Origin of the sequence: Pantoea sp. CCBC3-3-1 (assembly GCF_007981265.1) — a bacterium.
GTDB lineage: Bacteria > Pseudomonadota > Gammaproteobacteria > Enterobacterales > Enterobacteriaceae > Erwinia.
Genome location: NZ_CP034363.1, coordinates 4,777,449 through 4,791,487 on the forward strand (window position 1 = coordinate 4,777,449; position 14,039 = coordinate 4,791,487).

The 14,039-nt window shown below is 52.5% G+C and carries 8 protein-coding genes, 4 tRNA genes and 3 rRNA genes; 2 read left to right on the plus strand and 13 right to left on the minus strand.

Annotated elements, in window-relative coordinates:
* Positions 1-4: 4 nt before the first annotated feature.
* The 5 genes from ilvD to EHV07_RS22405 all read right to left on the minus strand — a co-directional run bounded on the left by ilvD (position 5) and on the right by EHV07_RS22405 (position 5,000).
* Complete coding sequence (ilvD, locus tag EHV07_RS22385; RefSeq protein WP_147200288.1) at positions 5-1,855, minus strand: dihydroxy-acid dehydratase; 1,851 nt, start codon at positions 1,853-1,855, stop codon at positions 5-7.
* Positions 1,856-1,915: 60 nt separating this feature from the next.
* Positions 1,916-2,842, minus strand: coding sequence for a branched-chain amino acid transaminase (locus EHV07_RS22390; protein ID WP_147200289.1), 927 nt, complete (start codon positions 2,840-2,842; stop codon positions 1,916-1,918).
* A gap of 18 nt (positions 2,843-2,860) precedes the next feature.
* Positions 2,861-3,118 (minus strand): acetolactate synthase 2 small subunit, encoded by a 258-nt coding sequence (ilvM, locus tag EHV07_RS22395; protein ID WP_147200290.1) that lies wholly within the window; start codon positions 3,116-3,118, stop codon positions 2,861-2,863.
* Complete coding sequence (gene ilvG / locus EHV07_RS22400) at positions 3,115-4,761, minus strand: acetolactate synthase 2 catalytic subunit (RefSeq protein WP_147200291.1); 1,647 nt, start codon at positions 4,759-4,761, stop codon at positions 3,115-3,117. The genes ilvM and ilvG overlap by 4 nt, the downstream gene beginning before the upstream one ends.
* Before the next feature lie 140 nt (positions 4,762-4,901).
* Complete coding sequence (locus tag EHV07_RS22405; protein ID WP_147200292.1) at positions 4,902-5,000, minus strand: IlvGEDA operon leader peptide; 99 nt, start codon at positions 4,998-5,000, stop codon at positions 4,902-4,904.
* 339 nt (positions 5,001-5,339) lie between these two features.
* On the opposite strand from EHV07_RS22405, the gene EHV07_RS22410 reads away from it, so the two are divergent.
* A complete protein-coding gene (locus EHV07_RS22410; RefSeq protein WP_147200293.1) occupies positions 5,340-6,860 on the plus strand; it encodes a YifB family Mg chelatase-like AAA ATPase in 1,521 nt (506 codons plus the stop codon).
* Between the two features lie 72 nt (positions 6,861-6,932).
* Here the strand turns inward: EHV07_RS22410 and EHV07_RS22415 are convergent, their stop codons facing one another.
* A complete protein-coding gene (locus EHV07_RS22415; RefSeq protein WP_147200294.1) occupies positions 6,933-7,271 on the minus strand; it encodes a DUF413 domain-containing protein in 339 nt (112 codons plus the stop codon).
* A gap of 121 nt (positions 7,272-7,392) precedes the next feature.
* Between EHV07_RS22415 and hdfR the strand changes: the two genes are divergently transcribed.
* A complete protein-coding gene (gene hdfR / locus EHV07_RS22420) occupies positions 7,393-8,217 on the plus strand; it encodes an HTH-type transcriptional regulator HdfR (RefSeq protein WP_147200295.1) in 825 nt (274 codons plus the stop codon).
* Between the two features lie 139 nt (positions 8,218-8,356).
* On the opposite strand, the gene EHV07_RS22425 is transcribed toward hdfR, so the two are convergent.
* The 7 genes from EHV07_RS22425 to EHV07_RS22455 form a co-directional block, all read right to left on the minus strand.
* A tRNA-Trp gene (locus EHV07_RS22425) sits at positions 8,357-8,432 on the minus strand.
* 7 nt (positions 8,433-8,439) lie between these two features.
* Positions 8,440-8,516 (minus strand) — tRNA-Asp (locus EHV07_RS22430).
* Positions 8,517-8,617: 101 nt separating this feature from the next.
* Positions 8,618-8,733: ribosomal RNA gene (rrf, locus tag EHV07_RS22435) — 5S ribosomal RNA — on the minus strand.
* A gap of 103 nt (positions 8,734-8,836) precedes the next feature.
* Positions 8,837-11,743 (minus strand): 23S ribosomal RNA (locus EHV07_RS22440).
* A 205-nt stretch (positions 11,744-11,948) separates the two neighbouring features.
* Positions 11,949-12,024: transfer RNA gene (locus tag EHV07_RS22445), tRNA-Ala, on the minus strand.
* 151 nt (positions 12,025-12,175) lie between these two features.
* Positions 12,176-12,252: transfer RNA gene (locus tag EHV07_RS22450), tRNA-Ile, on the minus strand.
* A 74-nt stretch (positions 12,253-12,326) separates the two neighbouring features.
* Positions 12,327-13,869, minus strand: a 16S ribosomal RNA gene (locus EHV07_RS22455).
* The 16S, 23S and 5S rRNA genes sit together here with 4 tRNA genes alongside, the layout of an rRNA operon.
* Positions 13,870-14,039: the final 170 nt, after the last annotated feature.

Genomic DNA, 14,039 nt, shown 5'->3' on the forward strand with positions numbered 1-14,039 from the left:
TCAGTTAGCCTCCCAGCTTACTCTTGTCACGCACGGCGCCTTTATCCGCGCTGGTTGCCAGTAATGCATAGGCACGCAGTGCGAAGGAGACCTGACGCTCGCGACCGTGAGGCGTATAAGCCGCAGCACCACGCGCCTCTTCTTCTTCACGACGCGCATGGAGTTCGTTATCCGGCACGTCCAGCTTGATACCGCGATTAGGAATATCGATATCAATCATATCGCCATCTTTCACCAGCGCGATGGTGCCGCCGCTGGCCGCTTCCGGTGATGCGTGGCCGATAGACAGACCAGAGGTCCCGCCCGAGAAACGACCATCGGTGATCAGCGCGCAGCTCTTGCCCAGTCCCATTGATTTCAGATAGGTGGTTGGATAGAGCATTTCCTGCATGCCCGGGCCACCTTTTGGCCCTTCATAGCGAATAACCACCACGTCGCCAGCGACGACTTTGCCGCCCAGGATTGCCGCTACCGCATCATCCTGGCTCTCGTAGACTTTCGCCGGACCACGGAAAGTATGAATTTCTTTCTCCACGCCCGCCGTTTTAACGATACAGCCATCTTCAGCGATGTTGCCGTACAGCACGGCAAGGCCGCCATCCTGACTGAAGGCAAATTCACGGGAACGGATGCAGCCATTCTGGCGGTCGTCATCCAGCGTATCCCAACGGGTGTCCTGCGAGAATGCCTGGGTAGTACGAATCCCGGCCGGACCGGCGCGGAACATTTTTTTCACCGCTTCGTCTTTGGTCAGCATGATGTCGTATTGATCCAGCGTCTCTTGCAGACTCAGGCCCAGCACGTTGCGGACATCGTTATTCATCAGGCCTGCCCGGCTCAGCTCGCCAAGGATGCCTAATACGCCACCAGCACGGTGCACGTCTTCCATATGGTATTTCGGGGTGCTTGGTGCCACTTTGCACAAGTGCGGTACTTTGCGTGACAGGCGGTCAATGTCAGACATATTAAAATCTATTTCGCCTTCCAGCGCCGCCGCCAACAAATGCAGAACGGTATTGGTAGAGCCGCCCATGGCGATATCCAGCGTCATTGCGTTCTCAAACGCTGCTTTGCTGGCAATGCTGCGTGGTAGCGCGCTTTCGTCGTCCTGCTCATAGTAGCGTTTGGCCAGGTTAACGATACGTTTACCGGCGTTCAGGAACAGCTCTTTACGATCGGCGTGCGTTGCCAGCAGCGAGCCGTTACCCGGCTGAGACAGACCCAGCGCTTCGGTCAGGCAGTTCATTGAGTTGGCGGTAAACATACCGGAACAGGAGCCACAGGTCGGGCAGGCAGAACGCTCGATTTGTTCGCTGTCAGCATCGCTAACGTTCGGGTTAGCCCCCTGGATCATCGCATCGACCAAATCCAGTTTGATAATTTTGTCGGAAAGCTTGGTTTTACCGGCTTCCATCGGGCCGCCGGAAACAAAGATCACCGGAATATTCAGCCGCAGAGATGCCATCAGCATGCCCGGGGTGATTTTGTCGCAGTTAGAGATACAGACCATGGCATCGGCGCAGTGGGCGTTCACCATGTATTCTACGGAATCGGCAATCAGTTCACGAGAAGGCAGGGAGTACAGCATGCCGCCATGTCCCATCGCAATACCATCATCAACGGCAATGGTGTTGAACTCTTTAGCGACGCCGCCAGAGGCTTCAATCTGCTCGGCAACCAGTTTCCCTAAATCACGCAGATGGACGTGACCCGGCACGAACTGCGTAAAGGAGTTAACTACGGCAATAATCGGCTTACCGAAATCATCATCGGTCATGCCGGTGGCGCGCCACAAGGCACGGGCACCGGCCATATTACGGCCATGAGTGGTGGTAGCGGAACGTAACTTAGGCATGCTCATACTCCAGAATCAGATAGTGCACGGGCGTCAAACGACGCCCGTGTAATGTCATTATTATGCGTTTACCGGATCTAACCAGCCCCACTTGTCTTCGGTCTCGCCAGTGAACAGGCCAAAGAATGCGGACTGGATGCGGGCCGTCACAGGACCGCGCTTACCTTCGCCGACCTGGATGCCGTCGACGCTACGCACCGGGGTGATTTCAGCGGCGGTGCCGGACATGAAGATCTCATCGGCCAGGTACAGGGATTCACGGGACAGTACCTGCTCGCGAACTTCAATACCCATATCTTTTGCCAGCTTGATGATGGCGTCACGCGTAATGCCAGGCAGTGCAGAAGAGGTAAACGGCGGCGTGAACAGAATGCCGTCTTTCACTTCGAACAGGTTTTCACCCGCGCCTTCAGAGATGTAGCCCTGAGTATCCAGCGCAATGCCTTCCTGATAGCCGTGACGGCGAGCTTCGCTGCCCACCAGCAGAGAAGAAAGGTAGTTACCACCGGCCTTCGCCGCAGTTGGCAGAGTGTTTGGCGCAACGCGGTTCCATGAAGAAACCATCGCGTCAATACCCTGCTCCAGCGCTTCAGCACCCAGATAAGCGCCCCATGGGAAGGCAGCAATAATCACGTCAGTGCTGTAGCCATCCGGTGGGTTCACGCCCAGACCGACATCGCCCACGAAGACCAGGGGACGGATGTAAGCGCTTTGCAGTTTGTTCACGCGCAGCACTTCACGGCAGGCTTCCATCAGTTCATCCACGCTCTGGCTGACCGGGAAACGATAGATTTTTGCGGAGTCGTGCAGACGCTGCATATGTTCACGATGGCGGAAGACTACCGGGCCTTTGTGCGAGTCGTAGCAGCGGACGCCTTCAAAGACAGACGTACCGTAATGCAGTGCGTGAGACATCACGCTAACCTTCGCGTCTTCCCACTTAACCATCTCGCCATTGAACCAGATAAAGTCAGCTTTCTTCGTCATTCTTGTTTCCTTTCGCGCTCAGGCGCGGATTTGTTGTGTTGTCTGGTGCTGGATGTTAACGCTGGCTACATCCATCAGCTTGCATAACTGTGTTGACAGTAAATCGACTGAACGCTGGCTGGCAACGGTCATTTCAATATTAATATTGTCGTTATTATCGCCCGTCGCCATATTCATGGCGCAGACCTGAAAACCACGGTGACGAACCACGCGCAGGATACGTTCCAGAATTTCAGGACGCAGACGCGCCTCAATAGACAGGTGGTGCTGCATCATGATGTTTTCTCCATCATATTTTCATTACTGGCACCTGGCGGTACCAGCGGCCAGACGTTTTCAAGTTCGTCGATAGCGACGTGAAGCATGTAGGGCCCTTCACTCTGTAGCAAAGCGTCTAATGCGGCGTCGACCTGGTCTTTACGGGTGATGCGCTGGCCGGGAATATCGAATGCCCTGGCAAGCATTAAAAAATCGGGGTTGTCGGAGAGATTGGTTTCACTGTAGCGCTCAGAAAAGAACAGCTGCTGCCACTGGCGAACCATGCCTAAACGCTGGTTATCCAGCAGCACGATTTTAACCGGCAGCTGTTTACGTTTGATTGTTCCCAGCTCCTGCACGTTCATCATGAAAGAACCGTCGCCGGATACGCAGATAACGGTATCGTCAGGTCTGGCAACCTGAGCGCCAACGGCTGCTGGCAGACCGAATCCCATCGTTCCCAAACCGCTGGAGGTAATGAAATTTTCCGGGCGACTGAAGGCCATATGCTGTGCGGTCCACATCTGATGCTGGCCTACGTCGGTAGTGACAACCGCACTGTCAGGTTTTTTATCGGACAGCTGCTTCAAAAACAGCGGCGCATAAATTGCCTCACCCGGATGATCGTAACGCCAGCTATGCCCGGTTTTCAGCGCCTGCACATGCGCACGCCATTCACCAATCTCAACCGGTTGGTATAAATCAGGCAGCATTTTGTTAAGGTCGCCACGCAGCGCCACATGGGCCTGACGCAGTTTGTGCAGCTCTGCCGGATCGATGTCCATGTGGATAACGCTGGCGTTCGGCGCAAAGGTATCAAGTTTGCCGGTCACGCGGTCGTCAAAACGGGCGCCTACAGCAATCAGTAAGTCACATTGCTGGACAGCAAAGTTTGCTGCTTTAGTGCCGTGCATTCCCAGCATCCCCAGATAACAAGGATCCTGAGCGTCTGGCGTCCCCAGTCCTTTCAGGGTGGCTACCGTTGGAATACCGGTTTCTTTAGCAAAGGCGCGCAGGGCGGGAACGGCGTTCGCCATCCCTACACCGCCGCCGATGTACAATACGGGTTTCTGAGCCTTAGCCAGCATGGCGCGAGCCTGTTGTAGCGCCTCATGAGGATGATCGGCTTCATCCTCAACCGGTGTCAGATGTGCAGTGAACTCGCCGCTGGCTAACTGGATGTCTTTCGGAATATCAATCAATACTGGCCCCGGACGACCAGAGCAGGCGATAGCAAAGGCTTCGGCCATCACCACGGGTAATTCTTCCAGCGAAGTGACCAGGAAACTATGTTTGGTGCAGGCCAGTGATAAGCCTAATACATCGATTTCCTGGAAAGCGTCAGTGCCGATCAATCCACCGGCAACCTGACCGGTAATAGCAACAACCGGCACAGAATCCATCATTGCATCAGCCAGTCCGGTAATCAGGTTAGTGGCGCCAGGCCCGGATGTGGCGATGCAAACGCCCACTTTCCCGGTCGCGCGGGCGTAACCAATGGCCGCCATTGCAGCGCCTTGTTCATGACGACACAGTAGGTGTTCTACGCCTCCGTCATAGAGAGCATCATAGACGGGCATTATCGCCCCTCCCGGATAGCCGAAAACTGTTTCGACACCCTGCCCACGCAACGCCTGAACCACCCACTGTGCACCATTCATAGTTATTTCCCCGCCTCTCGCTGGGAACAACAGCATTTTATTCTACTGTTCATCTTCTGTTCCTCTGTCGTTAATAGTTCGCCAAAAAAAAAACCCCGGACCTTTCGGTGCGGGGGTTCTTTCGAAATCAGGCTTGATTTTTAAGCCTTTCTTCCTCCGAGCGTAGCCCCGCACGGCGTGATAATAATCACGACGACGTTAATAATGACAAGGCGTAGGACTCGTAGAAGGGCTTTCATAATGATTCGGCAATTTCACTTGTTCGAAGTAATGCCTACAGAGTTATCACAGTTAGCTGCTAACGTTCAACTTTTTTCATCATTTAATTTTATGACGCAGCGCGAGATAATTAAAAAAACAGCGTGTATTCAGTCATTAAGACAAATAATGAAATAAATTCATTACTCACGCGTCGCAATGAGTCTTAGCTGAATATTCCTTTTTTCGGCGCAGCTTCCTCACCTCTTGCAACATTTTCATTACTGTAATATTTGCCTGGAGCGATCCCTCATAACGAAAATGAAAGCGTCGTATTGCCTGCCAGTGATATCCAGAATGTAGGGGTATAAGGAGAACGTATGTCGCTATCAGTCATATATACCCGCGCTGCCATAGGCGTTGAAGCCCCACTGGTGTCGGTAGAGGTCCATCTTAGCAACGGATTACCTGCGCTAACGCTGGTCGGGTTGCCTGAAACCACGGTAAAAGAGGCTCGTGAACGTGTACGTAGCGCAATGATCAATTGTGGATTCACGTTTCCGGCAAAGCGTATTACCGTGAATCTGGCTCCCGCCGACCTGCCTAAAGAGGGAGGCCGGTACGATTTACCGATTGCCATTGCCATTCTCGCCGCCTCAGAGCAGATATCAGCAGATAAATTAATGCAGTATGAGTTTCTGGGGGAGCTGGCCCTGACGGGTGCGCTACGGAGCGTACAGGGCGCCATTCCCGCAGCAATGGCCGCGATCGCTGACCAGCGGCAACTTATTCTTTCTACGGACAATCATCAGGATGCTGGATTAATTCATCATGGGCAAAGTCTTGTTGCGGCCAATCTGCTTGAGGTCTGCGCCTTTCTTAATGGCCAGTCGCCGTTGGAAGTTGCATATTGCCATCTGGATCAGCCTCCCGCTTCTTCAGGCGATCTTAATGAAATTATTGGACAACAGCAGGCGAAAAGAGCATTAGAAATCACTGCGGCTGGAGGCCATAATTTATTGTTGATCGGCCCGCCAGGTACGGGTAAAACAATGTTAGCTAATCGGCTAAATGGCTTGCTTCCGCCTCTTAACGATCGTGAAGCTCTGGAAAGCGCCGCTATAGCCAGCCTGGTCAGTTCCCCTCTGCTGCATCAGCAATGGCGCCAGCGCCCGTTCAGGGCACCTCACCACACCTCGTCGAGCTATGCTCTGGTCGGCGGTGGAGCCATACCAAAACCCGGTGAAATTTCTCTGGCTCATAATGGCGTGTTATTTCTGGATGAGCTTCCTGAATTTGCACGTAAAACCCTGGATGCGCTGAGAGAACCTATTGAATCAGGAAAAATCAGTCTGTCACGCGCACGGGCTAAAATCACTTATCCCGCCTGCTTTCAACTGGTTGCGGCGATGAATCCCAGCCCGACTGGACACCATAGCGGGTCGCATAGTCGTAGTACGCCTCAGCAGACACTACGCTACCTCAGCCGTCTCTCTGGCCCTTTCCTCGACCGCTTTGACCTGTCGCTTGAAGTGCCTCTTCTTCCCTCCGGTACGCTGAGCGGTAAGCGTAAGGAAAGTGAGTCCAGCGCAACCGTCCGGCAACGCGTTTTGGCAGCCCGCGAGGTTCAACTGAAACGAGCAGGCATGATTAACGGCGCTCTGGGACCAAAAGAGATCCGATGCTACTGTGAGATAGAGAGGGAAGATGCGCAATGGCTCGAAGATGTGCTCAACCATCTTGGACTCTCCGTACGCGCATGGCAACGTATCCTGAAAGTTGCCCGAACTATTGCTGATTTGGCGGGCGTGGAGAACGTACAACGCATCCATCTGAATGAAGCGCTAAGCTATAGAGGGATCGACAGATTGCTGATTAATTTACTGAAGAGTTTGGATTAGAAGCAGGAATAGTGCGTGAGGGACTTAAAGCATTTAAAATTAAAGGAAAAAGGGGCCTGAGCCCCTTTATTTTTAATCATCGCTATCCGAATAGTCTTCCACACCTTCCATCTGCGGCTTGCCGCCAGAAAGGGTATGAAAACGTTTAGGACGCTTGATACGTGTCATATACTTCGACCACACCCGCTCGGCTTCTGTCTGTGGCTCGCGCACACCGCGGCACACTTCAAGAAACAGACGCTCTTCTTCTGTCACAGGCTCACGCTTTGCCAAATCAAGCTCATTGAAAGCGTAACCATAACGCTCAAGAAGTTGAGCTTCTTTGATGGTGAAATCACCGTGACGGGAGAAACCGCGTGGGTAATGTTTGTTATCAAAAAAACGATTCGTTGTTGCGAAGCTTTCCGCCATTTTACACGCTCCTAACTCTTTTATGGCCGTGCTATTTATGGCGCGGAGTATTAGATAGGCTTGACAGAGTGTAAAACAAAACATTTAAATCATAACGACAAATGTTTTTTAGGAGATGGATGTGGATACGGAATTATTGAAGACCTTTCTGGAGGTGAGTAGAACGCGCCACTTCGGACGTGCTGCTGAAGCGCTCTATCTCACGCAATCAGCCGTCAGTTTTCGCATCAGGCAGCTCGAAAATCAGCTGGGCGTAAATTTGTTCACCCGACATCGTAATAACATCAGGCTAACGTCTGCAGGAGAACGGTTATTACCCTATGCTGAAAGCCTGATGAGTACATGGATGATGGCGAAAAAAGAGGTATCGCACACTCAGCAGCACCACGAACTGTCAATCGGAGCCAGTGCATCACTCTGGGAGGCTTACCTCACACCATGGCTACAGACGCTGTATGAAAGCCGTGAGAATCTCCATCTGGAGGCCCGTGTCGCTCAGCGTCATTTGCTGGTTAAACAATTACATGAACGCCAGCTGGATCTCCTGATTACCACCGAAGCCCCTAAGATGGATGAGTTAACCAGCCAGCAAATTGGGCATATTTCATTAACGCTGTACCGTTCGCGAAAATCAGATAAACGCGAGAAATATGATTACATCAAACTGGAATGGGGAGCCGATTTTCATCAGCACGAAAGCTATCTTGCGGGGGCTGACGATGTACCTGTATTAACTACAACTTCGGCGCACCTTACCCGCCAGTTGCTGCATACCACGGGTGCCTGTGCCTTTTTGCCCGACATCTGGCACAGCGAATATCCTGATTTGCTGGTTATTCCTGATACGCCTGTCGCTATGCGTCCGTTATACGGTGTCTGGTTACAGAACAGCGATCAGCAAAATCATATACGCCAGCTGCTGAAATTCCCGGTTAATACGTCTTGATTGTGAGCATTTAAGATAAAAAATGGTCAGTCGGCTGGCCATTTTCTGGTCAGAACTGGAAAAAAAAGAGGAAAATCGAGGGAGAAAGGTATTTTAAGGACAAAAAAAATCCTTTGCCGAAGCAAAGGATTATTTTAAATGGCAGGGGCGGAGAGACTCGAACTCCCAACACCCGGTTTTGGAGACCGGTGCTCTACCAATTGAACTACGCCCCTAAAAGGGTGGCGGAACGGACGGGGCTCGAACCCGCGACCCCCTGCGTGACAGGCAGGTATTCTAACCAACTGAACTACCGCTCCACCGATTCGGTACTGAACTCAGAATGTTGCTTCTGATATCAGGTATTTCGCCCTTTCCAAGTCACTGGAAGGTCATGACCACATAATTGGTCTAATTTGATGCCTGGCAGTTCCCTACTCTCGCATGGGGAGACCCCACACTACCATCGGCGCTACGGCGTTTCACTTCTGAGTTCGGCATGGGGTCAGGTGGGACCACCGCGCTAAAGCCGCCAGGCAAATTCTGTTATTCACGCCGCCATAAAGGCCGCGCAAATTTATCCGGTTCAAGCTGAAAATCTTTGCGTCTCTCAACGCTACCAGAACGCTTCTGGCGTTGTAAGGTTAAGCCTCACGGGTCATTAGTACCGGTTAGCTCAACGCATCGCTGCGCTTACACACCCGGCCTATCAACGTCGTAGTCTTCAACGTCCCTTCAGGTGGCTTAAAGCCACAGGGAGAACTCATCTCGAGGCAAGTTTCGCGCTTAGATGCTTTCAGCGCTTATCTTTTCCGCACTTAGCTACCGGGCAGTGCCATTGGCATGACAACCCGAACACCAGCGGTGCGTTCACTCCGGTCCTCTCGTACTAGGAGCAACCCCTCTCAATTCTCCAGCGCCCACGGCAGATAGGGACCGAACTGTCTCACGACGTTCTAAACCCAGCTCGCGTACCACTTTAAACGGCGAACAGCCGTACCCTTGGGACCTACTTCAGCCCCAGGATGTGATGAGCCGACATCGAGGTGCCAAACACCGCCGTCGATATGAACTCTTGGGCGGTATCAGCCTGTTATCCCCGGAGTACCTTTTATCCGTTGAGCGATGGCCCTTCCATTCAGAACCACCGGATCACTATGACCTGCTTTCGCACCTGCTCGAGCCGTCACTCTCGCAGTCAAGCCAGCTTATGCCATTGCACTAACCTCACGATGTCCGACCGTGATTAGCTGACCTTCGTGCTCCTCCGTTACTCTTTGGGAGGAGACCGCCCCAGTCAAACTACCCACCAGACACTGTCCCCACGCCGGATTACGGCGCCAGGTTAGAACATCAAACGTTAAAGGGTGGTATTTCAAGGTTGGCTCCACGCAGACTGGCGTCCACGCTTCAAAGCCTCCCACCTATCCTACACATCAAGGCTCAATGTTCAGTGTCAAGCTGTAGTAAAGGTTCACGGGGTCTTTCCGTCTTGCCGCGGGTACACTGCATCTTCACAGCGAGTTCAATTTCACTGAGTCTCGGGTGGAGACAGCCTGGCCATCATTACGCCATTCGTGCAGGTCGGAACTTACCCGACAAGGAATTTCGCTACCTTAGGACCGTTATAGTTACGGCCGCCGTTTACCGGGGCTTCGATCAAGAGCTTCTCCTTGCGGATAACCCCATCAATTAACCTTCCGGCACCGGGCAGGCGTCACACCGTATACGTCCACTTTCGTGTTTGCACAGTGCTGTGTTTTTAATAAACAGTTGCAGCCAGCTGGTATCTTCGACTGGCTTCAGCTCCGGGAGCAAGTCCCTTCACCTACGCGCCAGCGTGCCTTCTCCCGAAGTTACGGCACCATTTTGCCTAGTTCCTTCACCCGAGTTCTCTCAAGCGCCTTGGTATTCTCTACCTGACCACCTGTGTCGGTTTGGGGTACGATTCTGTGTTACCTGATGCTTAGAGGCTTTTCCTGGAAGCAGGGCATTTGTTACTTCAGCACCGTAGTGCCTCGTCATCACGCCTCAGCCTTAAAGAGTTCCGGATTTGCCTGGAACTCAAGCCTACACGCTTAAACCGGGACAACCGTCGCCCGGCCAACATAGCCTTCTCCGTCCCCCCTTCGCAGTAACACCGAGTACAGGAATATTAACCTGTTTCCCATCGACTACGCCTTTCGGCCTCGCCTTAGGGGTCGACTCACCCTGCCCCGATTAACGTTGGACAGGAACCCTTGGTCTTCCGGCGAGCGGGCTTTTCACCCGCTTTATCGTTACTTATGTCAGCATTCGCACTTCTGATACCTCCAGCAGACCTCACAGTCCACCTTCGACGGCTTACAGAACGCTCCCCTACCCAACAACGCATAAGCGTCGCTGCCGCAGCTTCGGTGCATGGTTTAGCCCCGTTACATCTTCCGCGCAGGCCGACTCGACCAGTGAGCTATTACGCTTTCTTTAAATGATGGCTGCTTCTAAGCCAACATCCTGGCTGTCTGTGCCTTCCCACATCGTTTCCCACTTAACCATGACTTTGGGACCTTAGCTGGCGGTCTGGGTTGTTTCCCTCTTCACGACGGACGTTAGCACCCGCCGTGTGTCTCCCGTGATAACATTCTTCGGTATTCGCAGTTTGCATCGGGTTGGTAAGCCGGGATGGCCCCCTAGCCGAAACAGTGCTCTACCCCCGAAGATGAGTTCACGAGGCGCTACCTAAATAGCTTTCGGGGAGAACCAGCTATCTCCCGGTTTGATTGGCCTTTCACCCCCAGCCACAAGTCATCCGCTAATTTTTCAACATTAGTCGGTTCGGTCCTCCAGTTAGTGTTACCCAACCTTCAACCTGCCCATGGCTAGATCACCGGGTTTCGGGTCTATACCCTGCAACTTAACGCCCAGTTAAGACTCGGTTTCCCTGCGGCTCCCCTATACGGTTAACCTTGCTACAGAATATAAGTCGCTGACCCATTATACAAAAGGTACGCAGTCACCCAACAAGTAGGCTCCCACTGCTTGTACGTACACGGTTTCAGGTTCTGTTTCACTCCCCTCGCCGGGGTTCTTTTCGCCTTTCCCTCACGGTACTGGTTCACTATCGGTCAGTCAGGAGTATTTAGCCTTGGAGGATGGTCCCCCCATATTCAGACAGGATATCACGTGTCCCGCCCTACTCATCGAACTCACAGTAAGTGCATTTTTGTGTACGGGAGTATCACCCTGTACCCTGCGACTTTCCAGACGCTTCCACTAATGCACAAACTGATTCAGGTTCTGGGCTGTTCCCCGTTCGCTCGCCGCTACTGGGGGAATCTCGGTTGATTTCTTTTCCTCTGGGTACTTAGATGTTTCAGTTCCCCAGGTTCGCCTCGCAACACTATGTATTCATGTTGCGATGATGCACCGTAGTGCACCGGGTTTCCCCATTCGGGTATCGTCGGTTGTTGCGGTTCATATCACCTTACCGACGCTTATCGCAGATTAGCACGCCCTTCATCGCCTCTGACTGCCAGGGCATCCACCGTGTACGCTTAGTCACTTAACCTCACAACCCACAAGCGTCCCGAAAGACACTGCTGTTGTAAGCATTTGAGAGACTCGAACACATCGTTTTGTTTATCCTTATTACGGAGGATAAACACGACGTGTCGTTTCAATTTTCAGCTTGTTCCGGATTGTTAAAGAGCAAATATCTCAAACGTGACTCACCTTACGGTAAAATCAGTTTTGAGATAGTTCAGTAAACTGCATGGTGGAGCTAAGCGGGATCGAACCGCTGACCTCCTGCGTGCAAGGCAGGCGCTCTCCCAGCTGAGCTATAGCCCCATACAGTTACTGCAGAGACCATCTACTACCACTCACCAGGAGTCACATTTCCACTTTCGTGAACATGTTAATTTCTTCTCAGGCAAGGCATGTGAGAGGGAAGTTTATGCTTATAAACGACCGAACACATAACGCAGCATGAGATGAAATTTGGTAGGCCTGAGTGGACTTGAACCACCGACCTCACCCTTATCAGGGGTGCGCTCTAACCACCTGAGCTACAAGCCTGTAGAGGTTTTTTCTGCTCGTTACTTTTCTATCAGACAATCTGTGTGAGCACTACGCGGGAAAGTATCTTCAGGTAAGGAGGTGATCCAACCGCAGGTTCCCCTACGGTTACCTTGTTACGACTTCACCCCAGTCATGAATCACAAAGTGGTAAGCGCCCTCCCGAAGGTTAAGCTACCTACTTCTTTTGCAACCCACTCCCATGGTGTGACGGGCGGTGTGTACAAGGCCCGGGAACGTATTCACCGTGGCATTCTGATCCACGATTACTAGCGATTCCGACTTCACGGAGTCGAGTTGCAGACTCCGATCCGGACTACGACGCACTTTATGAGGTCCGCTTGCTCTCGCGAGGTCGCTTCTCTTTGTATGCGCCATTGTAGCACGTGTGTAGCCCTACTCGTAAGGGCCATGATGACTTGACGTCATCCCCACCTTCCTCCGGTTTATCACCGGCAGTCTCCTTTGAGTTCCCACCATTACGTGCTGGCAACAAAGGATAAGGGTTGCGCTCGTTGCGGGACTTAACCCAACATTTCACAACACGAGCTGACGACAGCCATGCAGCACCTGTCTCACGGTTCCCGAAGGCACTAAGGCATCTCTGCCAAATTCCGTGGATGTCAAGAGTAGGTAAGGTTCTTCGCGTTGCATCGAATTAAACCACATGCTCCACCGCTTGTGCGGGCCCCCGTCAATTCATTTGAGTTTTAACCTTGCGGCCGTACTCCCCAGGCGGTCGACTTAACGCGTTAGCTCCGGAAGCCACTCCTCAAGGGAACAACCTCCAAGTCGACATCGTTTACGGCGTGGACTACCAGGGTATCTAATCCTGTTTGCTCCCCACGCTTTCGCACCTGAGCGTCAGTCTTTGTCCAGGGGGCCGCCTTCGCCACCGGTATTCCTCCAGATCTCTACGCATTTCACCGCTACACCTGGAATTCTACCCCCCTCTACAAGACTCTAGCCTGCCAGTTTCAAATGCAGTTCCCAGGTTAAGCCCGGGGATTTCACATCTGACTTGACAGACCGCCTGCGTGCGCTTTACGCCCAGTAATTCCGATTAACGCTTGCACCCTCCGTATTACCGCGGCTGCTGGCACGGAGTTAGCCGGTGCTTCTTCTGCGGGTAACGTCAATTGCTGAGGTTATTAACCTCAACACCTTCCTCCCCGCTGAAAGTACTTTACAACCCGAAGGCCTTCTTCATACACGCGGCATGGCTGCATCAGGCTTGCGCCCATTGTGCAATATTCCCCACTGCTGCCTCCCGTAGGAGTCTGGACCGTGTCTCAGTTCCAGTGTGGCTGGTCATCCTCTCAGACCAGCTAGGGATCGTCGCCTAGGTGAGCCATTACCCCACCTACTAGCTAATCCCATCTGGGTTCATCTGACAGCGAGAGGCCCGAAGGTCCCCCTCTTTGCTCTTGCGAGGTTATGCGGTATTAGCTACCGTTTCCAGTAGTTATCCCCCTCTGTCAGGCAGATCCCCAGACATTACTCACCCGTCCGCCACTCGTCACCCAAGGAGCAAGCTCCTCTGTGCTACCGTTCGACTTGCATGTGTTAGGCCTGCCGCCAGCGTTCAATCTGAGCCATGATCAAACTCTTCAATTAAAAGTTCGATTTGCTGCAACAAGTGCAGCGATGCTCAAGTGTAAAACGTCATAATGAATTTTCATTATGTGTTCACTCTTAAGACTTGATATTTTTTGACACCCGAAGGTGTCTTGATATCAATCCTGCGAGTGCCCACACAGATTGTCTGATAAATTGTTAAAGAGCAG

Coding starts and splice junctions, on each gene's coding strand:
- ilvD (WP_147200288.1), bottom strand. CDS start 1,855: ATGCCTAAGTTACGTTCCGCTACCACCACTCATGGCCGTAATATGGCC.
- ilvG (WP_147200291.1), bottom strand. CDS start 4,761: ATGAATGGTGCACAGTGGGTGGTTCAGGCGTTGCGTGGGCAGGGTGTC.
- EHV07_RS22390 (WP_147200289.1), bottom strand. CDS start 2,842: ATGACGAAGAAAGCTGACTTTATCTGGTTCAATGGCGAGATGGTTAAG.
- EHV07_RS22415 (WP_147200294.1), bottom strand. CDS start 7,271: ATGGCGGAAAGCTTCGCAACAACGAATCGTTTTTTTGATAACAAACAT.
- ilvM (WP_147200290.1), bottom strand. CDS start 3,118: ATGATGCAGCACCACCTGTCTATTGAGGCGCGTCTGCGTCCTGAAATT.
- EHV07_RS22405 (WP_147200292.1), bottom strand. CDS start 5,000: ATGAAAGCCCTTCTACGAGTCCTACGCCTTGTCATTATTAACGTCGTC.
- EHV07_RS22410 (WP_147200293.1), top strand. CDS start 5,340: ATGTCGCTATCAGTCATATATACCCGCGCTGCCATAGGCGTTGAAGCC.